This window comes from Pseudomonas caspiana (assembly GCF_002158995.1).
Taxonomy (GTDB): domain Bacteria; phylum Pseudomonadota; class Gammaproteobacteria; order Pseudomonadales; family Pseudomonadaceae; genus Aquipseudomonas; species Aquipseudomonas caspiana.
On the sequence record NZ_LOHF01000016.1, the window covers coordinates 48720 to 71097 of the forward strand.

Below are 22378 nucleotides of genomic sequence, written 5' to 3' on the forward strand. Positions count from 1 at the left end.
ACAAATGTCCGATGACAACAAATGGAGCGTGGTCAAGATCGTCCAGGAAATGCTGGTGGACGAACAGGACAAGTCAGCCATCACCCCTGCACTCATTTCGCAAAAAATCGATATGGTGCTGAAAATAATGCCCAACAAGGGTGAGGGTCTAGATCGTGACGCAGTCACTGACGAGCTCATTAGACGATTTAGTATATGGGTCGGTAAAGAATCATCTCTTGTAGATATGGCTGGACATATTCCTTGGCTCACGAGCGAGGCGAAGAAGGAATGGCGATATTGGCGCCGCTACCGGGAATGGCAAGAGCAAAAACTACCGTGGAGTGCTGTGGAAGCACTTGACGAGACTACTGACAACATCCTTTCCATGCTAGAGGACCCTAAACGCGAAGGCTCATGGGACCGTAGGGGCATGGTAGTCGGTCACGTCCAGTCGGGTAAGACCGGAAACTACACTGGCCTCATTTGCAAAGCAGCTGATGCCGGATACAAGATCATTATTGTGCTGGCTGGCCTCCACAACAACCTGCGCTCTCAGACGCAAATGCGATTGGATGAAGGTTTTCTCGGTTACCAGACTAGCCCCATTGAAGGGGAAGGTAACGTATCAATTGGAGTGGGGAAAATCGACCCCTCACCTGCATTACGTCCGCAGTATGTAACCAATAGGACAGAAACAGGCGACTTCAACACAAAATTCGTAAAAAATCTTGGCGTCTCACCAGAACAAAAACCTTGGCTATTTGTGGTCAAGAAAAACAAAACGGTATTGCAGCGATTATTGAAGTGGATTCATAAGCATGTGGCAGAAACTACAGACCCGGAGACTGGCCGCCCATTAGTCACGCACCTACCATTACTGATAATTGATGACGAAGCAGACCATGCCTCTGTCGATACAGGCGAAAAGGTTATAGACGATAAAGGGCAGCCTGATCTCGAACATGCGCCAACTGCAATAAACAGCCTTATCCGCCAGATATTGCACTCATTCTCGAGAAAGGCTTATGTAGGCTACACTGCTACTCCGTTTGCGAATATTTATATTCATGAACAAGGTGAAACGACCAAAGAAGGTCCTGACCTTTTCCCAGCGGCTTTTATTACAAATCTTTCAGCACCGTCCAGCTATGTAGGGCCATCGAGGGTTTTTGGGCTGGCAGGGGAAAATGGCCGTGTCGGCGCACTAGATCTGGTGAGGCCTGTCTCGGATCACTGTTCAAAAGATGGGAAAAGCGGTTGGATGCCTGTCGGTCATAAAAGCAGCTATGTACCCTCGGATGATATGCCTCCTTCGTTAGTTGAAGCTATTCAAGCATTTATATTGGCTTGTGTAATTCGCCAGTTGCGAGGACAGGGAGCAGAGCATACATCTATGCTTGTACATGTCACACGTTTCAACTTGGTTCAGCAGCATGTACATGGGGAAGTCCGAAACTATGTCATGCAGCTGAGACAAAGACTTAGAAGAAGGATCGATCATGCCGAAATTCTCAGCGAATTGCGTAACCTCTGGGACAGAGACTTCCTTGCGACCAGTGACAGCTTAGAGGAGCAGTTTTCTGAACAGTCTGATGGAATGGTTATCGACTGGCTTAAGATAGAGCACGCATTACCGGACGTCCTAGATCAGATTGATGTACGCATGATCAATGGTACAGCGAAGGATGCATTAGACTACGCCGATAGCGCTACCGGGCTAAAAGTTATTGCAATAGGCGGCGACAAGCTAGCTCGAGGCTTGACCCTTGAAGGCCTATGCGTCAGCTATTTTCTTCGAGCCTCCAAAATGTATGACACTCTGATGCAGATGGGACGCTGGTTTGGCTATCGACCTGGCTATCTGGACTTGTGTCGACTCTACACGACTCCGGATTTGGTTGAGTGGTTTGAGCATATTGCCGACGCTGCGGAAGAGCTTAGAGCCGAATTCGACTTCATGATGGACAGCGGGCTTACGCCTCGCGACTACGGTTTAAAAGTTGTGTCACACCCAGTCCTGTTGGTTACTTCTCCACTGAAGATGCGGACAGCCAAGACTCTGTACCTTTCTTTCAGTGGAGATATTGTAGAAACCGTTAGCTTCTTCAAAAACAAGACCAAGATCGACCAAAACCTTGAAGCATTTACATCCCTTGTAGCAGCCATGGGTACATCGTCTCCAATCCCATCACAGAGCCGCAATGGTCGACTGGATAACTGGAGCGGTGTAAGTTGGACTGAAGTCGAGGCGCCACATATAATTGACTTTCTGAGAGGATATAAAACGCATCCAGACTCCCGAAAAGTGAGAAGCGATCTTCTTGCGGACTTTATTGAGGAGATGACTCGCTCCAACGAGCTTACCACGTGGACGGTTGCGGTAGTCGGCGGGGGAGTTTCTGAACGCACGGAGGACGTATCCGGCGCTCAAGTAAAAAGAACGAAACGGAAAAATAAGTCTCCTGATGCTGATGATAAGTACTCGATCGGTCGTCTCCTTTCTCCTAAGGATGAAGCTCTAGACCTTGATGAGCAATCGTGGAACGCCGCCCTTGAATTAACTCAAAAAAATTGGAAACCTGATCCCGGCCGTTCAAGAGGTCAAAATCTGCCGGATGTACCAAGTGGTCCGTGGATCAGGAGGATCCGAGGCCTAGGAGGAGATAACGTTATAGCTCATCCTGAAAAAGGGCTTCTACTGCTGTCCCTTCTGGACCCTTCAGAGTCTGAAGTTTCAGACGTCGAAAGACCTATCGTTGCCTTTGCGATCAGCTTCCCTTCCAGCAAGGCGGGCAAGTCAGTGCCGTATGTCGTTACGAACCTACTTTGGGAGCAGCAATATGGCGGCGCTGAGTAGTACAGATTTGCTGAGCACGTGGAGGGCCCTTTCCGGTGATGCTTCTTCACCGGGATGGAGAACTATTGACCTCTTCCAAAAAAATACCATAAAGGTTAAGGCTGCTAGACACGCTCCTGGAAATGAAGAGACTGTTCTAATTGGCTTTTCAGAAACAAAGATAGCGCCCACTTCACAGTTGCCTCAAGGACAAGGATTCCGTATCGAACGGGTGAACCTTGGCGAAACCCTAGGCGAGCATCAGTGGCTTGCCATCATTCGCCAACCAGCAGGAAGCCTTGAGCTATTTGCTGCAGTCGTAGTGGATGTGTGCAGTCGATTGAGCGCAGCTATTGAAAGCTCTGAGCATGCTGCCTATCAAACACTTCTCGGAAGAGTTCGCGGTTGGCAAGAGTTTATGAGAAGAGGACGCGCTGGCCTCACTCTCGAGGCAGAACAGGGACTCGTAGGAGAGCTACTTTTTCTAAGGAATCTGTTTGACGAAGGATTGCCATTTTTTTCTGCGGTCAATGGATGGAAAGGCCCGCTTGACGGACTTCATGACTTCGAATTAGGCACCGGTGCAATCGAAGTCAAATCCACAATGGCAACGCAAGGCTTCCCAGTCAGAATTGCTTCCTTGGAGCAATTGGATGATGCCCAATCCCCGCCATTATTTATAGCTGCACTCCGGCTCACGATTAATGAGCATGGTATGACGCTACCCGCACTCGTTGAGGAGTTGCGCGGTATTATCATGGCAGATTTCTCAGCAACTGGACTTTTTGAGCAGGCGCTCCATAAAGTTGGATACATTGATATGCACGCAAATACCTACATCCGGAATTTCTCCCTCACCGAGATACGATTGCATCAAGTAGACGGCAATTTCCCTAGGCTTATACGAACTACCGTACATACAGCAATCCGCCAAGCGCAGTACGAACTTGACATAGCATTAATATCGTCCGACGACCATACTCTTACAGCCGTGCTTGAGCAACTTGGAGCGATTTGATGGAACTTGTGGACTTTCTGCGAGAAACGCAGGCATCTATTCGGGAAGAAGTACTGAAAGATACTGCACCCGGTGAGGCACCTGTGCCCGCAGAAGCGATATTTACAGAACATGTAATGACGCATATGGCGGAGGAAGGAATATCTTTTGAACCTATCGTCTGCCACTATGGCGCGATGGTCGGGGCTTACAAGGTTAAAATCAGCGGTTATTCTGTATCGGATACTACGGACGAACAAGGAAATCCTGACGGCCTTGATCTTTTCGTGAGCCTTTACAAGGGATTGGAAAACCTTGAAAGCATCCCAGATGCAGAGATCAGTCGAGCAGCAAAACAAGGGCTTCACTTTCTAAAATTCTGTGCGACAGGAAAGCTGTCTAAGGCAATTGACAGAACCAATGAAGTTTACCCGCTTGTAATGGAAGTAGAGCGCATTTTTAAAACTTTAGACAGTATCCGTATTTTCGTAATAACGGACGGCCAAGTCAAAACAAGAAACTACGTACCTCAAGATATAGAGAACAAACAAGTTCGTCTTGAAGTTATGGATATTCAAAGACTCTTCAACCACTGGCAGCAGGGGCGCCCTCGAGATGAACTCGTAGTAAACTTCGAAGAACTCTGTGGCACTGCACTACAAAGTGTGTGGGTGCCAGGTGTTGGAGAAGATGAATACGACTACGCCCTTACGGCAGTTCCCGGTGAAGCATTGCGTTTCCTTTATGAAAAATATGGTCCTCGCATTCTTGAAGCAAACGTACGTTCCTTTTTAGGGGTGAACAGCAAAGGCGTTAACAAAGGGATCCGCGACAGCCTGAGGAACAACCCTGATCGGTTTATGGCCTACAATAATGGAATTGTCGTCGTAGCCGATGCTGCCAAGTTAGATCGCGCTACCGATGGTTCAACTGGCATTCTCTGGCTTCAGGGTATGCAAATCGTTAATGGCGGTCAAACAACGGCGTCAATCTATTTCGCGAAGAAAAAGAATCCCGAGATAGATCTGAGTCGTGTCCGGGTGCCGGCAAAAATAATTGTACTTCGGAACGGGCAAGAAGATGACGAGGAGTTAATTTCAAACATCTCTCGCTACGCTAATAGCCAGAATGTTGTGAAGCAGTCTGACCTCTCGGCCAACAAGCCATTTCATCGCGAACTTGAAAAGCTCTCACTGCGAACATATTGCCCGGATGGAGTTGGACGTTGGTTTTATGAGCGCTCCGCTGGAAGCTACAAGGTAATGCTTGAAAAAGAAGCAACCACACCTGTCCAAAAGAAAAAACTGCAGCAGGAAATCCCGACCTACCGCAAAATAACCAAACCAGATCTTGCAAAGTTTCTACTTACTTGGGATCAAAAGCCTTACATAGTTAGCTTAGGAAGTCAAAAAAACTTCCAAGCATTTATGGACGATTTAAGTGAGCAAGAGATTTCAGGAAACAACGTTATCCCCGATCAAAATCAGTTCAAAGAAATGATTGCGAAATCAATTCTATTCAAAACAGCGCAAAAAATAATCAGACCGCTATTCCCAGCATTCCAAGGCAACATTACAATCTACACAATTTCAATACTCTCACTAAAACTAGGCGAAAAACTTAATTTCCAAACCATCTGGCGGGAGCAATCTATCTCGCTACAATTACAGAAACAGATAATATCTCTATCGCATGAGATAAACAAAGCATTACACATCGGCGCTAACGGTAAAATGATTTCTGAGTGGGCGAAGAAATCGGAGTGCTGGTCACAAATGAAAGTTTTTAGCTATTCGGAAATAGTCACAAACATCCCTGAAGTTTCATAGCTATTGAAAATCGGCTAGCGCACAATGTGCGCTCCGCTGCCATTTGATTTTCTATAAATCACTTTACTTTCGCCACTTTAACTTTTCAATATTGCTTCCAACGCGCTGTTTGTAAATAGCTGCTTTAAAACTTCTTTAATCATAGCCTCCCCTACCTCAACTACAAATTCCTCATGCGAATCGCTAAAAATAAACTCACCAATCCTATTGTGTGCCACAGAACACCGCACGCGGTAGATCCAATAAGCAGACAATTCCAAGATAAACTTTCTCAACATATCATCTGTAGCATGGCTGATTAATTTTAATGATTTAGCTTCAGCTGCGGAGTGATCTACACCCTGTAAAAACACCACCAGATCTGCCCACCTTGAGACTTTGTTCACCACAGCTGGATTACCCTCTTTAGTGTGGTCTTGAAAAATTTCCTCCATGACATCTGTATAGGGTGAGCAGTTACCCATGATCGACAACAACTCAGAAATATCTATCACGTAATCCTTGAAAACTCTTTTCAAAGAATCCAACTCATTTTTTTGATATTCTTTTATTACAGAACCAAATCCCTCGATAGACTCACGAGAGAGACTTCGAATCTTTGAAACAAATACAACATCAAAAAGCAATTCAAGCTGATGATAATATTTTAGAAACCTGTCAAATCCGTTTGACGATGAAATCGCTTTTTCTAGGTCAGCTTCATGCCTTGTGGTGGGCACAAAAATCTTAGACGGCAACTCTATTTTCAAAATAGATCGCGTATAACTAGCCCGTTTTCGCTTATGGCTAAATCCGCCCCAAATCGGAGCCGTATCATAGAAGTCAACCATATATTGACTCACGAACTCCTTGTTTACCAACAGGTAATGACTTTTGAAGCTATGCGATTTTTGGAGACCGAATTGCTCGTCGTCCATATCGTGAATTAAGACATTGAGCCGATTTATGCCCAACTCCTTGATTGGACTGGAGGCACCTAACAAACCAACAGGACAGAGCACACCTAAAAGCTTACCGCAGTCATTCACAATATCTATATCGTCATCAGTGGATACGGAGCAATCGAGTTCAAAGACTGGCAAGGCTACATAACCATTAACTACTAACTTTTCATCAACCCACTCGACATTAAATACTCCACCGGCATCATTATACATTTTCTGAATATCTGTTATGTTTTTAGAAATCCCTTTAAGCTCCATATTTCACTCCGCAGCAGATGGCCAGCACTTATTTAGCTTCACATCTCCATCCTCTCGGAAAAACTCTTTAAAGCCTGTAGCGATCAGCTTGCGAGTAGCAAAACCTACGTTAGTTTTTCTAGCGTTCAACCCAGATTTAACCCTATTAAAACTAACAATACCCAAGGGATCGACTACATCGTTGTTTTCTGCGTCTTTAATTAAGGATGCAAGTGCGCTGTTAATCCGATCACGCTTACCACTGTTTAAGTATTGGGCAGTAGCACCAAAAAAAGCGAGCATCACGTTCTCAGAACCTAACCAAGTAAAGGCTTCTTCATAAGACCTTCGCTTAAAAATAGATTCACTATCATCCTCGCCTTCAAAAATAGAATCGAGGTCTAATTGTGAATATCGAATCCAGCACAATTCATCCAATTTACAAAATATTCTTAGATATGTTAAATAATCTTCAAACTGCTCTGTTAACTCTTGCTCAGTTGAGTCAAACGCGTCCTCGTCAATCAAACGCTGAGCTACTAAATTCTCCTTCTCCGTTTCATGTTGCGCAGTTATAAATGCATGATAGGATGACGCTATGTTGCTCAGAGAATACTTGTTGGCTTGAGTTCTTCTTTTAGCATCTTTTTCAGAAATAATTTCAATCCCAGGTACTTTCTCTACAATGGTTTCTTTGAGAGATAAAAACAAAAGCTCGACCTGATGCCTCATAGACATTGCTTTTTGCCCGGAATTAAGAACGATCATCCTGTAAATCAGCTTGCTCATTTCAGGCTCTAGCCAAAACTCCAAAAGAAGCTCTTGATTTTCCTTAAACCCTACTCCTTCAGACTTAATATCGGATAAAATAAACGTTCGCTGCAGCCCATCAAGAATGTCTACAACATCATTACCAGACAATAACTCCTCTAACTTTGAATTATCGTGAAAATGACTGGCAATATCCTTAACAAGATGATGCCGAACAGATAGAGTTATAGATGGCAGGAGCGATCCTGCAATTATGTCTGTTTTTAACCTTTTGTAAGCCCTATGCGTCTCCCTTTTACGTTGAATTGAAAACTCGCCAAAACGCTCACCAACTATATCCAAGTATTTATCGGGAGATGCCTGACAATAAATTACGTGCGCGCCACTTTTTAAATCAGTAGTTTTTCCAAGCAGTTTGAATGTCATTCTGATTTCCTTCTGCGCTATTTATCAACGTCGAATTTTAGATTTCATCGCATGGAGCTGTATTCAGCGAAACGCTTTATCATAGCGTAAGGCAAGTGATTGGAGACTTTAGCTGAATATGGCCAACTTGGAAGCTGAAGCCTATAAGGATAGGCGAAATCATCTGAACATCCTTGTAAGAAGATTCCTACACCATAGCCAGATGGCCAGTATGGGTAAAGCGCTACTGCGATCAGCGCTGAAAATTTTCAGAAATGCCCTACAACCTTGCTCCTTGCCCGCCTGCCCCATGCCCCCTACCCTTGCACCGCGCCTAAGAAACGCACCAGAACCTCAAAAGCGGCGGCCAGACCGCACCCGATAAAATGCGGCTTTTTGTACCTGCGGCCTCCGGCTGCGCGTCCTAAAATCTCTGTTATGTCGGGAGTGGACCAATACAAGACCCGCAAGGGAAATACGTCCGGCCTTTTCTGCTTTGGGGTTTCTTAACTCCCGACACCTTCAGCGTAAGAAGGCTACAAATGCAGAGATCATTAATGCCAAACCTCGATTCCCAACTACCTCCCAAGCAACCCACCCCCGAAGCCCTAATCCCCACCACCTTCCACCGCCATCACCGCCCACTGCGCACGGTCCTGCTGGAATCCCAGGTCTGGTTCTGCGCCCGGGATTTCAGTCGGTTGATGAGTTGGCCTTTGAATGAGCGCACGACGCGCAAACTGGATGATGATCAGCGTCGTATGGTGTTGCTCGGCGCTCATTACGGGGCTGAGGAGGAGTTGATGGTAAGTGAGTCGGGTATCTACGAGATGATGGTGTATCACTGCCATGCCGAGAAGCGCAGTTTGCGGCGCTGGATCACTAATGAGGTGGTGCCTTGTGTGCGTGATGGTGTTCCGCTCAATGACAACGCGCCGAGTTTGAGTCTGCTGCAATGGCCGGAGTTGTCGGTGTGTCTGTTGAATTGGCGCAGTGAGCCGTGGATCAGGTTGCGGGATATGCCAAGGTTGTTGCCGCATGGGCAGGTGCCGGAGGGTTCGGTGCGGGGTAAGGGGCGGTTGTCGTGGTGGCGGGCGGTTTGGCGTGGGGTTGGGTTCGGTTGATGGGTGATTTTGTGTTGGGTCTGGTGTGATAGGTCTGGCTTGGGTTTGTTGCTGGGTTTAGTGGTGATTAGGCGGTTGCTATCGCGGGCAAGCCCGCTCCTACAGGTTCTTTGTTTATTGCGAGGCGGCGCGGTGCCATGGACACCGAGGCTGTTGGCGGCGGTGTTTTTGGTTAGGCATCGTCGCAAGCAAGCTCGGCTCCCACAGGATTGCGGTTTTCTAGCCTTTCATGCGCTGGCGGTATTCCTGCACCATGGCTTTGGTGACATCTTCTTTGTAGCAGAGTGGCGCGTATCCGCCCGGCTTGCTGTAGGCGCTACGTTTGCCGCAGCTTCTGCCGTTGCGCATGGCGTTGTAGGGGCACGGGCAGTTGCCGGAATAGGCGGCGATTGAGTCGTCGATTAACAGCTGGACGATGGCTGAATCGGGGGTTTTGGTGTCCTTGGCGGAGACCGAAAATGTGCAGAGCACTGCCAATACGGCGGCAAAGCTGATTCCTATCTTTTTCATGGCTAATCCTTAGCTGACGGGACGACTTGTCCGACCTGCTTTGTATCATGCCATCATTACGCCACTAAACTTATTTTAGGGTTGAGAGATTTGTCTCACCCGTGGTGAGACAAATCTGCGCTTGGGTTTGGGCTTTTTATTGCGGCTTCGGTGGGTCGATGGGGTCCCAGTTGAAGTGCTGGCGCTCGCCGATGCCGTTGAAGTCCACGCGGTAGGTGTGTTGTTTGCCACCAACGTCACACACGCCAATGTAGTCGTGGTTGTGTTGTTCACGAGGCGGCGGCGTTTCGATGCGCACGGTTCCTTTGCAGCCCTGATGGTTGCAAGCCGCGGTTTTGCGATAGAGCAAGTAATCACCAGCTTCGTCGCGCTCGACCCAGCGACCATCAATGAAACGCGCCTGCCCTTCTGGAATGGTTTGCAGGGCTATCTTGCCCTTGGATTTGTAGAACACGAGGCCGAACATGCCGACGATGGCGATGGCCCAGGCGAGGATTTTCCAGCCGAGATTGAAGTAGGAAAAGATACCCACCGCATCGGCAAAGATGGACATGACGGACAGCGCAAACGCCGGTATGGAGCCTGCGAAATACCAGGCGCCTTTGTTGACGCTGGCGCGGCTCAGCCGTTGCACGCTGCTGGCTACAACTTCGAACTCGATGGGCCTACGCAGGGTGGATTGGCTCTGGGCAATATTGATGTGATTGGCGTTACCGATAGAGCCAATGTTGATGTTGTTGCCATTCTCTTTGTCGTTGTCGTCGGACATAACGTGCCTCGTGGGATTTCAGGGATGTGCTAGTGCGAGGTTGAAACTAACTAGAAGGACGATCGAAAACCACCGGACTTGATGTCTTTGCTCACGGACCTTATGGCGTAAGGGTTTCAGAGGTGGTTGGTACGGGCTGAGATGTTCAGGTTCTCAGCGCCAGTTCGTTTGACGCAGGAATGGACCTTAGCAAGGCGACGGACAGGACTGGTCGTTGAGGGAGAAAAAGAGAAGAGTCCTACGTGGCAGTAGGCTTTGTGGTGTAGGGCTGGCGATCCACATTGCTCGCGATAGCGTCAGCACAGGTAATATTTTCACAGATCGAATCGCGAGCAAGCTCACTCCTACAGGGTCATCTGAGCTCGAGAATGACGCCTGCAATAACTAGCCAACCAAATCCGATCAGGCTCGTCCAGGCAGAAATCTGAAGTGGCGGATACCGATGTACTGGGCAAGCAACCAGCTTGAGATCATGAGCAAAAAAAGCATGAAGACGAAAACGAAAGCAACCCAAGGCGAGCAGAGGTCGATGTCCAAGAATGCCAGCCATTGCGGGTAATCATCCTTAGACGCATCAAAGCTGTGATTTGCAGTAAGGGTATTCATACGGTCAGCGCAGCGTTGTCAGTGCGTAGATCAGCACCATCCAAACCACGATCAGCCAAGTTAAAACGCTTAGAACCTTTAAATGTTTGCGCAAGTGAGCGGGGAGGTTTTTGAGGTCATCGGGGTCCATTTCACCTGACCGCAGCCCTGGACCCGGCCATTGCACCATGCCCCCAATCAGGGAAAGCAGGAAGATGCGTTCGAACCAACCCTGATTACACAAACCCGCCCGCGCTGCGACGTACCGACAGTTGCTCAAGGCTTCCACTAGAGCGCCCAAGTGACGGTTGGCGACGTATAGGTTAAGTATCAAAATGGCTACAGTTAGCAGAATTGGTCCACTAAGAAAGGCGACTTTCAACCAGATGATCCAAGCATCCGCCCTGATCATGGCGACATCCCCTCGTACAAAGTCTCACCTAGGGATTCTCCCCCGATACTGCCACCAGTCGTGCCTAACCATGACCCGGTACCAACGACCACAACAACACAGGCCACGCCGGGTAATCCTCCAGAAATGGTTAACGCGGCGCAAACAGGGCCTGCAAGTCGAGATGCCGCTAAACCACCTGCTATACCACCAGCCGTCGACCCAACAAACTTCCCCCCTTCCGTAAAATTGATCTTCCTGCACGCCTCGGCGTCTTTGCCTCTGCACACTTCCCGGATCGCCAGCACACCTGAAACGCCGCCGATGCCTATGCCGATGTAGCCACCTGCTTTCATATATTTGGCGGCTTTGCTTACAGATTCGACGTGCGTTGAGTAGCCGTGAATGCTTTTGGGTCCGCCAGCTTCTTTCCAGTGGTGGACGAGGCTGCGGCTAGAAATACCGAGCGCTTTCTTCAGGCTGTGATGATCACTCATGGTGGTGAGGCTGCGCAGGCGAGTAGATTTCAGGAGGTGGGCGTCGAGTTGGTTAAGTAGCTCTTTGCGTTGGGCGAAGAATTCCGGGGAGTTGAGGTGGCCGTGTTTAAGGAAGCTGTTTTGGTGCAGTTCTTCAATGGCTTTCAAGGTGTTGGCCATTTGGGCCAAGTGTTTTTCCATCACGGCAGCGCTGACACCAAGCCAGGTGGAAGTCTGGCCGGTGAAGCTGACAATTTCCGCCGCATGGCGGTACATGAAGTCAGCTTCGTCAGGGCTCAATGGAGCCAGTGCGGCTTTGACTTGATGGGCGGCCTGCATGAGCTGTGATTCAGCGTAGGTGCATGAGGTGCTGTTGGGGTCGCTGAGGACGATCAGGGTGCCCGCTTTGACGATGTCCTCAAGGTTGGGGTTAAGGGCACTGAACTTGATCAATGCGCTGACGGGCATGTTGTCGAACAGGCCGTGGTAGAAGTCGTAGGCCGATACGCTTTGCGGGACGATATAAAAACCGGGTTCGGCGGCGGGTGCTGTTTCGGCAGCAATGAGGGTGCGCGGCTGCGGATTTTCGAAGCTGTAGTTGTGAGACGAGGGATATTGAGGTGCGTCGAGGATGGGTGGATTGTGATCAATCTCGGGAGACCGCTGGCCAAATCCATAGCGCTTTTCAACCTCCATGTTATTGGGGTTGGTCCTGGGTCTATCAGACATGGCGACGGCTCCTCGCGGGGGCAAAGAAACGGAGCCTAACAAGGCCGCAGGCGGCGGAGGTTGGGGTTGGAACGAATCAGAAAGGTCCTACTTCTATTGTCGAAAATGTTTGTGGGATTTGAAGGTGATGGAATGATGGTTCGGGTGACTGGATGGACCTTTTCCCGGCTAAAGCCAGTTCCACGATATCGCGACAATATTTTGGATTGCGCAGGACCAGTGGGAGGCTTGCCCGCGATAAGGTCCATGCGATCTAACGTGAATCGCGTCCAGCCTTATCGCGAGCAAGCTCAGCTCCCACAGGCTTCAATGCTGACTGCTGAGCGCAATCGCAGCAACACAATGCGTGGGCTCGTTCTTCGGGATTTGGTAAAGTCTGCGCCCTGCCCGCTTCTGTCTCTTCAGGTTTAATGCTGTGAAACTCTCTCGACTCAACACGTTGATTGCTCGTGCTTCTGCCTGGTTGCGGGGCAAGCGTGAGGGTGTGGTTGAGTTGCAGTCGGATAAAGCTGACGTGTCCAGCGCGCCAGCTACTGAGCCTGTTACGCCTAAGGTCAGGAAGGTCAAACCGAAGGCAGTACCTAAAACAACAGCGGAGCCAAAAGCGCCGGCGTGCCCGCATTGCAAGAAAGTAATGGTGCTGAAGGTCGCCCGCACTGGAGCCAACGCCGGGGGTAATTTCTGGGGGTGTGGGGATTATCCGAAGTGCCGAGGGATTAGGGCGATCTTTGCGCCGATGAAGGTTAAGTGATCTTCGTTTTGGATGGATGCGCTGAAGCAAAAGTCTCGGCAGTGCTGAGACTTTTGCTGTGCTGAAACGGGAGCGTTATTTGTGTCAGCAGCGCTGACACAAATGGTCCACTTAAATAGTGTCACCACTGGGGACACAAAGTCATAGGCTGGCAAATCCCGCTCGGTTGCTGACCCGGCAATATGTCATGGCAGATAACAGACTGATCAACAAATCCTCAATTGCCTGAGTTGAAATGAAATTCGCTCCCACAGGTCCCTTTGTGTAGTGTCAGGAAGATTGTGTCAGTTACCCGTTGGGCATCGAAGTCCGCAGCCCTACCCCTCAACCCCATGACTGATCATCCAGCGAATCATGCTCGCCAGCGGCACGCGATGATGACGCACGGTGCACCACGCCGCGTCATCGTGGCTGAACAATTCGACGTAGCGGCTCAGTAATACATGGCGGCCATCCTCGGCAACGCGCAGTTCAATCTCGCGGCTGTGCAGTGACGCGGGATTGGGGTTTCGGGTTCTGCGGTGCAGGACCAGGGCTTCGGTTCTACTCGTCATCGGTCTCACCTCCAGGACAGGTTGAATCGCTTGGGACGACCTTGCCTGACTTGCCTTCAACCACGAAGTTGGCGCGTTTCTGGGCCACGGTGTCACGCAGGGCTATGTAGTAATCCGGTTGTTTGCGCAGTTGGTCAGTGAACGGCAAAGCTTCAGCGCGGCCGTCGACAATGCCGCCGACGGTATTGATAGTGCCAAGGGTCTGCACGGTGTCGCTGTTGCTGCCCAGCGGGTCAACCACGAAACTCAGCACTTTGCCGGTTGCGTCCCGCAGGTTGCCGGTGCCGAGCAGTGGCAGTTCGACGATTGGCCCATTGGCGATGTTCCACACGCCGAAGGTCTGACCAAAGTCGGACTTGTGGCGCTCGATGCCCATCTTGCCGGAGACGTCGATCAAACCGACGATCCCCACGGTGGTGTTGATCACAAAACGCCCGAAAGTGACGATTGAGCGCTCGCCGTTACCTTGCAGCAGGTCGTTGATGAACACCTTCGGTTCGCCGAAGTTGGCAACGAAGTTATGCACGCCGGTCTGGAAGAAGTCCGGCAGATGGCGATAGCCACGGGCGACCGGAGCGATGGCGTAATCGTCGACGGTGCGGTTAAAAGCGAAGATGCCACGGTTGACCGGTTCTGCGGGGTCATGAAGGGTGTAGCTGACGTTGTCGCAAGGGCCAGCCGGTGTGGACGGCGCACTTGCGCAGCCGCTGACCAGCACGACGAGGAAACCAGCGAAGGTGAAACGTGCGACAGGCGGAGCGCTTTTGAGAGTGGGCATGCAAGGTGATCTCGGCTAGGACTGGCGTTGATCCTGCCTGCGGTTTTTTGCCTGAAGATTTCTGTTTTATTGCCTGCCGGTCGCTTTATTACCGAGTTGAAATATATGACGTAGCGCCAGGAATGATTTTAGATAGGCACTGCGAATCCACTCCGGCAGCGAGCCCACTGTGAGCCATTTACTACTGGTCGACGACGACGTTGAAGTCCTCGCCCTTTTGCAGAAATTCCTTGAACAGCATGGCTACAGCGTCGAAGTCGCTACCGATGGCCCTTCGCTGTGGCGGGCGATCGAGCGGCGCTTGCCGGACTTGATCATCCTCGACGTGATGCTACCCGGCGAAAGCGGTCTGGTGCTCTGTCAGCAATTGCGGGCCAAACACAAGATCGCAGTGATCATGCTGACGGCCATGGGCGAACTGAGCGACAGGGTTATCGGCCTGGAGTTGGGTGCCGACGATTACCTGACCAAGCCGTTCGACGCCCGGGAGTTGTTGGCGCGGGTGCGTGCTGTGCTCAGGCGTGTGGGGGAAGCGGCAACGGTGTCCAATGACTCTTCGCGCTCGATCCTGGAGTTTGCCAACTGGCAGCTGGATGTCACCCGCCGCGAGTTGCGCTCGCCGGAGAAGGTGATGATTCCGCTCTCCACCGGGGAGTTCGAATTGCTGCTGGTGTTTGCCGAACACCCGCGACGCATTCTCACCCGTCAGCAGTTACTGGACCTGGCGCGAGGCGAGTCCTACGACGCGTTTGATCGCAGTGTGGATGTTCAGGTCAGCAGACTGCGGCGCAAATTGGAGGCTGATATTCACAGTGAGCCGATGATTCGCACGATCCGTAACGGTGGTTATCTGTTCAGCCCGTCTGTGGTGAAGCGATGAGTTTTTTATCGGCCCTGCGCACCAGATGGAATCGCCCTCATGACACGGTCGCACGCTGGATCGCTTTGACGACCATGCTGGCGATGCTGACGTCGCTGGCTTTGAATGGCGCCTTTACGCTGTTGGCAGGCGTCTGGGCCCGCCCGCCTATTCTGGAAACCGGCCTGATGGAAAAGGCGGCGACCATCACGCGAATTATCAACGCCGTGCCCCTGAATCAGCGTGAGAGCATTGCCGCCGCGGCCAGCGACAAGGTGTTCGCCGTGCAGTGGTTACCCCGTCGCGAAGATGCAAATTTGCCGAACACCACCGACCCTGGCTTTGAGGACGGCCAGCAGTTTTTACGTGAGTTGCTGGAAATGCCTGATGCCATTATCGAGGCCTATGAGCCCAGGGACTGGGGCCCGGATCAGGTCGGGCGACCGTATGCCTTAGTGATCCAGTTGGGCGACGGCTCTTGGGTGCAGTTATCCGTGGCCACACGCAAATGGGGCCTCGATCCGTTTATGCGCAACCTGGTCGTGCTCGTTCTGGTGCTGTTGTCGACCATCGTGGTGGCGCTGATTGCAACTCGACACTTGGCCACGCCTCTAGAACGTTTTGCCGAAGGGGCCAGGCGTTTTGGCAAAGATTTTCGAGCGCCGCCGATTCCGGTGATCGGACCCCATGAAATCCGTCAGGCGATCCTGGCCTTCAACGCGATGCAGGCGCAGATCCAGCACTTCCTCAACGATCGCACCCAGATGCTTGCCGCCATCTCCCACGACCTGCGCGCGCCGCTGACCCGCATGCGCTTGCGTGGGGAGTTCATCGAGGATGCAGAGCAGCAAACCAAGCTGTTCCGGGACGTGGATGAAATGCAGACAATGGTCAATTCCGCGCTGGAGTTCTTCCGCGATGATGCGCGGCTGGAACCGGCCACGGCGTTTGATCTGGCGGAGCTGCTGCTCACGGTGGTGGATGATTTCAAGGATGCGGGAATCGACGTGCAGTTCGTGGGGACCAGTCGTTTTGTGTATGTGGGGCGTCCGATTGGCATCAAGCGAGCGCTGGTTAATTTGATCGATAACGCCGTGAAGTACGGTCATGAGGCCAGTGTGCACCTCAATGCTCGCGCAGGGTGGGTCGAGATTCTGGTGCAGGATCGCGGGCCGGGAATTGCTCCGGAGCTGCACGAGCAGGTCTTCGCGCCGTTCTTTCGTATCGAAGGTTCGCGCAACAAGAACACCGGCGGCGTGGGGTTGGGTTTATCCGCAGCACGGGCAACGGTGCTTGAGCATGGTGGATCGCTGACCTTGCGTAACCGGCGCAGCGGCGGGCTGGAAGTGAGGATGGCGTTGCCGGTGGATTGAGGTGATCGCATAGCCGCGAGTAGGCCGGTGCATTCATCGCATTGCCTTCCTCCGCAATGACGCCCTCCCGGCTTAAGCCAGTCCTACGGGTACGTAGTGAAATTCGACATCAATCTTCCCTTAGGGCAGGATGCCAGCATCTCCCGCCGCGATCACTCCGGCGCTCTCTTCGAGGACATCCGATGCGGTTTTTTAGCTGTAAGACTCTGCTGTTGGCCGCTGCATTGGCGATGGGTCTGCAAGGTACAAATCTGGCTGCTGCGCCTCAGCAAAAAGCGCCAAGCCAACAGAAGGTGTCGCTGCTGGAGGGGCAATGGGTGTTCCGCCTGCCCAAGGAATACGTGAACAGCCCGATGCCGGAGATAGACGAGAAAGCCAAAGCTGCCGGGGTAACCGGTTCGCTGTACATGAACAAAGCCGCCAAGCGCGTGGTGATCATCACCGAAACGCCGCTGGAGTCCCGCGAAACGGTGTCGAGCAACGATAACGCCACGCTGAGCGGCGTCATTGCCGCGACCATCGAACAGCAGAAAGCCAGCTACCAGGACTTCAGGCAGTTGGGCGACGTGAAGAAAATGGTCCGTCGAGGTTTGGGCCTTCGACAATTGGATATTTCCGGCAGCGTCGACGGCGGCAAAGTGTTGAGCAGCACCGTGACCGCCGCTTCAGGCAAGCGCATGGCGATGGTCAACGTGATTTCCCTGGAGAAAGACGCCAAGGCGCATGGCGAGTTGCTGAAAGGGATTACGGCGGGAAATAGGTAAAGGAATGCGCAGTGCCAAAGCACAGTGAAGTGCAAACACAGATTTGTAGGAGCGCACGAGCACCGCGAGGCCGCGATAGCGGTGTATCAGACAGGACGCCATCGCTGTCTCGCGGTGTTCGTGGGGTCCTACAGAAAAGCATTCCAAATCAGGTAGTTTTTTAAAGACGTCATTTGCTGTCCCGCTCAATCCATCCGCAACGTCGCCGACAGCAATTCCACCAACTGATGCACCTTGGGCAGTGACTCCCGATTGCGGGGCCAGGCCAGATGCAGATCGAGGCCCTGAGTAGCAAGGTGTGGAAGGATTTCTACCAATTCGCCGCGCTGGAGCTGGTCTTTGATCAGCCAGGTTGCCAGCTGCGCAACACCGCTGCCCGCCACGACGGCGGCCACCTGAGCCTCGCCATTGCCGACGACGATGCGGCCATCGACCATGCGCAATTGGGTTTGCCCGGTGGCGTCGACGATCACCCATGGGCTGGTGCCGCCTTTGTCTTTGCCGTACAGAATGCAGGCGTGATCAGCCAGATCATCAAAGGTTTGTGGCGTGCCGTGACGATGCAAATAAACCGGGGCGGCGCAAAAAATCACGCGCTCGGTGCCCAGGTAACGATGGCCGAGGGTCGATGGCCACGCCGACGAGCCGCCGATGCGCACTGCCAGATCGATGCCCTCTTCGATCAAGTCCACAAAACGATCGGTAAAGGAAACGTGCGGGCGTAGCTTGGGGTGCCGCTCGGCAAATTCCAGAAGCAATGGCAGCACATGGATGCGACCGAACGATGCCGGCAGGTCTACGCGCAGATGTCCGGCAGGCTCCGTGCGCTGTGCGGCCAACGCAGTTTCGGCGTCAGCCAGCTCATCCAGAATGCGGGTGCAGACGGCGTAGTAAGCCGTGCCCTCTTCCGTCAGGGCCAAGCTGCGGGTAGTGCGTTCGAACAGGCGCATGCCGAGCCGCCCTTCCAGCCGGGCAATGCTTTTACTGACCGCAGAGTTGGTCAGGCTCAGACGTTCGGCGGCTGCGGTAAAACTTCCCGCATTGGCCACGGCAACAAACGTGGATATACCTTTAAGGCGGTCGGCAGAGATCATGAGTGGTGTCGACTGGTGAAATTAATTCCATAGTGCACGGAAAAACCACCAAAGATAAGAAGTGATTTCTCGAATAGGCTAGTGCCATTATTTCAATTCGAGTTATCCCAATGCCTTCTGTAGACACTACCGCTGCTGGTTCTGCCAGCGGCGCACGCGCCACTGGCGCTAATTTGGCGATTGCCATGCTGGCGCTGGCCGGTTTTGTAATCGTCACCACCGAATTCCTGATCATCGGCATGCTGCCGGGCATGGCCCGTGATCTGGGGATTTCTATCTCTGACGCGGGTTTGCTGGTCACCTTGTTCGCCTTCACGGTGATGCTATTCGGCCCGCCGTTGACAGCAATGCTTTCGCACCTTGATCGCAAGAAGACGTTTGTGGCGATTCTGTTGATCTTCGCCGCATCCAACGCTTTGGCGGCTGTCTCCACCAATGTGTGGCTACTGGCATTCGCCCGCTTCATTCCGGCATTGGCGTTGCCAGTGTTCTGGGGCACAGCCAGTGAAACCGCAAGCTTGATGGCAGGGCCAAGCCAGGCCGGTAAAGCGGTAGCGCGGGTTTATCTGGGTATTTCCGCAGCAATGCTGTTTGGCATTCCACTGGGTACGCTGTTCGCCGACGCAGTGGGCTGGCGCGGGGCCTTTTGGGCACTGACCGTCATGTCGTTGTTGATGGCGTTGCTGTTGTGGATGTCCATGCCTTCAATCGAGAAAACTGCAAAAGTCGGCCTGGCCAAGCAGGCGAAAATCCTCAGCGACCCGCAGTTCATCGTCAATCTGCTGCTGTCGATTCTGGTGTTCACGGCCATGTTCACAGCCTACACGTATCTAGCCGACACGCTGGAACGCATCGCTTTGATAGCCCCGGCACAGGTCGGCTGGTGGTTGATGGGCTTCGGCGCAGTGGGCCTGATTGGTAATGGCCTGGGCGGTCGTTATGTGGATCGCAGCCCACTGGGTTCGACGATTGTTTTCGCTCTGTTGCTAGCAATAGGCATGACGGCCACGGTACCGGCTGCCGGTTCGATCCCACTGTTGTGCGCCGTGTTGTTGGTGTGGGGCATCGCCCATACCGCGCTGTTCCCTATCTGCCAGATCCGGGTGATGAAAACCGCACCTCACGCTCAAGCACTGGCTGGCACGCTTAACGTCTCAGCAGCCAACGCCGGGATTGGTCTGGGTTCTGTGATTGGCGGGCTGACGATTGAGCATTTGAGCCTGTCTGACGTTGGATATGTGGCTGCGTTTGTCGCCTTGCTAGCCATCGCGACAGCGGTGATAGCCATCCAGATGAAGGCTAAATAGCAGGGAAAGTACGCTAACCATCACAGACTGCGACAATTTGTGACGTTATTGTCCAATAATGGCCAAAGGCTCTTCCCATACCCCGTGCGGGAGAGCGAGAATCCGATATTTCGTTCTGACCTAAGGCTGCCAGGCCTTCAGATCGAAGTTCGGTAGAGCGCCATGAGAAACCACGACGGCAGGGGAAGGTCCTTTGCCAAACGCATATATTGGGTACGCAGCGTTGGCGTAGGCATTGGTTTTTTCAGTGTCGCGGCGACCATGTACCCATTGCATCCCCCTGCCTGGGTGTGGGCAGTAATGCTATGCAACTCGATTATCTGGCCGCCTATCGCCCTGTGGCTGGCAACGAGCGCTCGCCAACCGTTTAACGCAGAGCAACGGAACATCCTCGTTGACTCTCTGGCGGGTGGTTTCTGGGCCGGGGCGATGGGTTTCAATCCATTACCGACCGTGACTGTGCTGGCGATGATGGCCATGCATAACCTGGCTGCCGGGGGAAAACGGCTGTTCCTGCGGGGTTTGATTGCGCAAATGATCGGCGCTGCGATTTCCTGGTATCTGTTTCGCCAACCCTTTGTCTCCTTCAGCACTCCCACACAAATCTACGCCTGTTTGCCGGTGCTGGTGTTCTACCCGATGTTCGTGGGCTACATGAGTTATCGGGTGGCGGTGAAGCTCAGCGAGCATAAGCACATTCTGGGTAAGTTGAGCCGTACCGACAGCCTCACTGGCCTGATCAATCACGGTTCCTGGAAGGACCTGCTGCAGCTTGAGTTCAACAAAAGTGTGGCGCTGTCGCGACAGACGTCCATTGCGTTGATCGATATTGATCACTTCAAAGCTATTAACGACACGCAGGGCCATATTGTTGGTGATAGCGTGCTCAAGCGCTTGAGCACGGCATTGCTGGCCAACCTGCGCGACTCGGATCTGGCAGGACGCTACGGCGGCGACGAGTTCTGCGTCATCCTGCCCAATACCAGCGCAACCCTGGCCTGGGAAATCCTTGAGCAACTGCGCCGGGACGTCCACGCCCTGCACGACCCGCAATTACCCCACTTGCGATTGAGCTTGAGCATCGGTATCTCGACATTCGGCCCGCACCTCGCCGACGCTGCCATGTGGCTCAACGAAGCTGACAAAGCGCTGTATATCGCCAAAACCACAGGCCGTAACCGGGTCTGCTCAGCAGCCCCTACGGCGACGGATTACCCACGACTGGGGATCGAAACCTCAGCGTCGTGACCTGAACAGCAGTTCGCAGAACGACGTACTCATCTGGGGTCTGGAAATTTAAAAGAATTCCATTGTTGTGGTGTAAATGATCATTTTCACTGACACATCCCTGCGTGAATCATGGATATAAACAAGTGCTACTGCATGAGCATTTCCATAAAGAACTGCTCCTGAACATGAGTTCAGGAGCACTGATATTTTCGCAACTGTCTTCAGAAGCAGTTCTCTTTATACGTTCGAACTAAGCGCCTCTCACATATAAATAGTGTTCAACCCCGATCAATCAACGGCGGCCTTGCTCATGCAAAAGTTTTTCAATATCCAGTCGGGGGTATGCTCTTCAAGCAGTTCACTCACTGTTTTTGGCAGTTCGAGCCTGCCATACAGCGCCTCCTCCCGATCCAGGTGATTTTGCTGAGCCCGGCGATAGCCAAGGGGGTAGATACTTTGCTCTATGGGTAACAGCGCATCGAAGTGTTCCAGTAATCCAGTGAAGACCAGGCGCCGCTCGACAGTATGCCGGGTGGTAGCGATAAGACTGATGAAGTACAGGCTGTCGCGATGACGCAGCGCTTGCCATGCAGCGAAACGCTCCGCCAGAGTGCACGCCGCCAGTTCATCGAACACCATGCAACACAGCTCTTGGCGCGAAAGGTCATGAAAAGGGTTGTCGCCCAGCGTCCGGCGCTGGTGCAAGCCAAGGACAAAATCAGCGGCCTTTTCAACCTGTTGCTGGCGGTCGAAATCTTCGAACTCCTTCGTCCCGGTCAGCCCTGGTGCTTGCCGACCCTGCGCCGTGACTTGCCGGGAGAACATCGAAAACTTACCTTGCGGCCCTAGCAAAGCTGCCTGCTGATCACATAACTGCGCTCTGGACATCGCTGCCTGCCTGGCAACCAATCGCTGAAACCGCTGCCCCACCTGTGTCGGTGGTATATGCATGGGTTGCTCCCACGCCTGATCATGCCCCTGACTAAGCGAAACGCTCATGACATCACTCCCTTGTTGTTTACGTGTTTGTGTTGTGCAGTTTTTATTGTTGTTCCACAGAGGGCTGATACAGTTGCCAGCCAT

The 22378-nt window shown here is 52.2% G+C and carries 20 protein-coding genes; 10 read left to right on the plus strand and 10 right to left on the minus strand.

From position 1 onward, the window contains the following. Positions 1-4 precede the first annotated feature (4 nt). The 3 genes from AUC60_RS18085 to AUC60_RS18095 are packed head-to-tail and all read left to right on the plus strand — an operon-like array spanning position 5 to position 5644. Positions 5-2839 (plus strand): Z1 domain-containing protein, encoded by a 2835-nt coding sequence (locus tag AUC60_RS18085; RefSeq protein WP_087270525.1) that lies wholly within the window; start codon positions 5-7, stop codon positions 2837-2839. Further along, complete coding sequence (locus tag AUC60_RS18090; protein WP_087270527.1) at positions 2823-3836, plus strand: PD-(D/E)XK motif protein; 1014 nt, start codon at positions 2823-2825, stop codon at positions 3834-3836. Before AUC60_RS18085 ends, AUC60_RS18090 begins: the two co-directional genes overlap by 17 nt. Then, complete coding sequence (locus tag AUC60_RS18095) at positions 3836-5644, plus strand: AIPR family protein (protein WP_087270530.1); 1809 nt, start codon at positions 3836-3838, stop codon at positions 5642-5644. Before AUC60_RS18090 ends, AUC60_RS18095 begins: the two co-directional genes overlap by 1 nt. A 77-nt stretch (positions 5645-5721) precedes the next feature. Here the strand turns inward: AUC60_RS18095 and AUC60_RS18100 are convergent, their stop codons facing one another. Both AUC60_RS18100 and AUC60_RS18105 read right to left on the minus strand, forming a co-directional pair. Next, entirely contained in the window at positions 5722-6846 is a 1125-nt protein-coding gene (locus AUC60_RS18100) for a hypothetical protein (protein ID WP_087270533.1), read from the minus strand. Between the two features lie 3 nt (positions 6847-6849). Then, positions 6850-8022 carry a hypothetical protein gene (locus AUC60_RS18105; protein ID WP_087270535.1) on the minus strand — a complete coding sequence of 391 codons (1173 nt, stop codon included), beginning with the start codon at positions 8020-8022 and terminating at the stop codon, positions 6850-6852. Positions 8023-8558: 536 nt separating this feature from the next. On the opposite strand from AUC60_RS18105, the gene AUC60_RS18110 reads away from it, so the two are divergent. After that, positions 8559-9125: a BRO-N domain-containing protein gene (locus AUC60_RS18110; protein ID WP_087270778.1), complete on the plus strand. Its 567-nt coding sequence runs from the start codon at positions 8559-8561 to the stop codon at positions 9123-9125. 219 nt (positions 9126-9344) lie between these two features. On the opposite strand, the gene AUC60_RS18115 is transcribed toward AUC60_RS18110, so the two are convergent. The 4 genes from AUC60_RS18115 to AUC60_RS18135 all read right to left on the minus strand — a co-directional run bounded on the left by AUC60_RS18115 (position 9345) and on the right by AUC60_RS18135 (position 12585). Further along, the gene (locus AUC60_RS18115) at positions 9345-9635 is read right to left on the minus strand and encodes a hypothetical protein (RefSeq protein ID WP_087270538.1); all 291 of its coding nucleotides are present in this window, start codon (positions 9633-9635) and stop codon (positions 9345-9347) included. Positions 9636-9771: 136 nt separating this feature from the next. Next, positions 9772-10404, minus strand: a complete 633-nt coding sequence (locus AUC60_RS18120; protein ID WP_087270541.1) for a hypothetical protein — start codon at positions 10402-10404, stop codon at positions 9772-9774. 610 nt (positions 10405-11014) lie between these two features. Beyond that, positions 11015-11401 (minus strand): hypothetical protein, encoded by a 387-nt coding sequence (locus AUC60_RS18130; RefSeq protein WP_087270547.1) that lies wholly within the window; start codon positions 11399-11401, stop codon positions 11015-11017. Next, positions 11398-12585, minus strand: coding sequence for a hypothetical protein (locus AUC60_RS18135; protein WP_238599600.1), 1188 nt, complete (start codon positions 12583-12585; stop codon positions 11398-11400). The genes AUC60_RS18130 and AUC60_RS18135 overlap by 4 nt, the downstream gene beginning before the upstream one ends. Before the next feature lie 463 nt (positions 12586-13048). Between AUC60_RS18135 and AUC60_RS28600 the strand changes: the two genes are divergently transcribed. Then, positions 13049-13336, plus strand: a complete 288-nt coding sequence (locus tag AUC60_RS28600; RefSeq protein WP_405623245.1) for a topoisomerase — start codon at positions 13049-13051, stop codon at positions 13334-13336. Between the two features lie 317 nt (positions 13337-13653). Here the strand turns inward: AUC60_RS28600 and AUC60_RS18145 are convergent, their stop codons facing one another. Next, positions 13654-13890 carry a hypothetical protein gene (locus AUC60_RS18145; RefSeq protein WP_087270551.1) on the minus strand — a complete coding sequence of 79 codons (237 nt, stop codon included), beginning with the start codon at positions 13888-13890 and terminating at the stop codon, positions 13654-13656. Continuing rightward, positions 13880-14668: an MlaA family lipoprotein gene (locus AUC60_RS18150; protein ID WP_087270554.1), complete on the minus strand. Its 789-nt coding sequence runs from the start codon at positions 14666-14668 to the stop codon at positions 13880-13882. The genes AUC60_RS18145 and AUC60_RS18150 overlap by 11 nt, the downstream gene beginning before the upstream one ends. 169 nt (positions 14669-14837) lie before the next feature. Between AUC60_RS18150 and AUC60_RS18155 the strand changes: the two genes are divergently transcribed. The 3 genes from AUC60_RS18155 to AUC60_RS18165 all read left to right on the plus strand — a co-directional run bounded on the left by AUC60_RS18155 (position 14838) and on the right by AUC60_RS18165 (position 17664). After that, positions 14838-15548 carry a response regulator gene (locus AUC60_RS18155; RefSeq protein WP_087270557.1) on the plus strand — a complete coding sequence of 237 codons (711 nt, stop codon included), beginning with the start codon at positions 14838-14840 and terminating at the stop codon, positions 15546-15548. Continuing rightward, on the plus strand, positions 15545-16900 hold the full coding sequence (locus AUC60_RS18160; protein ID WP_087270560.1) for a sensor histidine kinase: 1356 nt from the start codon (positions 15545-15547) through the stop codon (positions 16898-16900). Before AUC60_RS18155 ends, AUC60_RS18160 begins: the two co-directional genes overlap by 4 nt. Before the next feature lie 182 nt (positions 16901-17082). After that, the gene (locus tag AUC60_RS18165; RefSeq protein ID WP_087270563.1) at positions 17083-17664 is read left to right on the plus strand and encodes a DcrB/PsbP domain-containing protein; all 582 of its coding nucleotides are present in this window, start codon (positions 17083-17085) and stop codon (positions 17662-17664) included. 185 nt (positions 17665-17849) lie between these two features. On the opposite strand, the gene AUC60_RS18170 is transcribed toward AUC60_RS18165, so the two are convergent. Further along, entirely contained in the window at positions 17850-18758 is a 909-nt protein-coding gene (locus AUC60_RS18170; RefSeq protein ID WP_087270566.1) for a LysR family transcriptional regulator, read from the minus strand. Positions 18759-18868: 110 nt separating this feature from the next. Here AUC60_RS18170 and AUC60_RS18175 point away from each other — a divergent pair, with 110 nt between their 5' ends. Beyond that, on the plus strand, positions 18869-20065 hold the full coding sequence (locus tag AUC60_RS18175; protein WP_087270569.1) for an MFS transporter: 1197 nt from the start codon (positions 18869-18871) through the stop codon (positions 20063-20065). A gap of 162 nt (positions 20066-20227) precedes the next feature. Beyond that, on the plus strand, positions 20228-21313 hold the full coding sequence (locus AUC60_RS18180) for a diguanylate cyclase (protein ID WP_087270572.1): 1086 nt from the start codon (positions 20228-20230) through the stop codon (positions 21311-21313). Between the two features lie 270 nt (positions 21314-21583). Here the strand turns inward: AUC60_RS18180 and AUC60_RS18185 are convergent, their stop codons facing one another. Next, entirely contained in the window at positions 21584-22294 is a 711-nt protein-coding gene (locus AUC60_RS18185; protein ID WP_238599601.1) for a hypothetical protein, read from the minus strand. Positions 22295-22378: the final 84 nt, after the last annotated feature.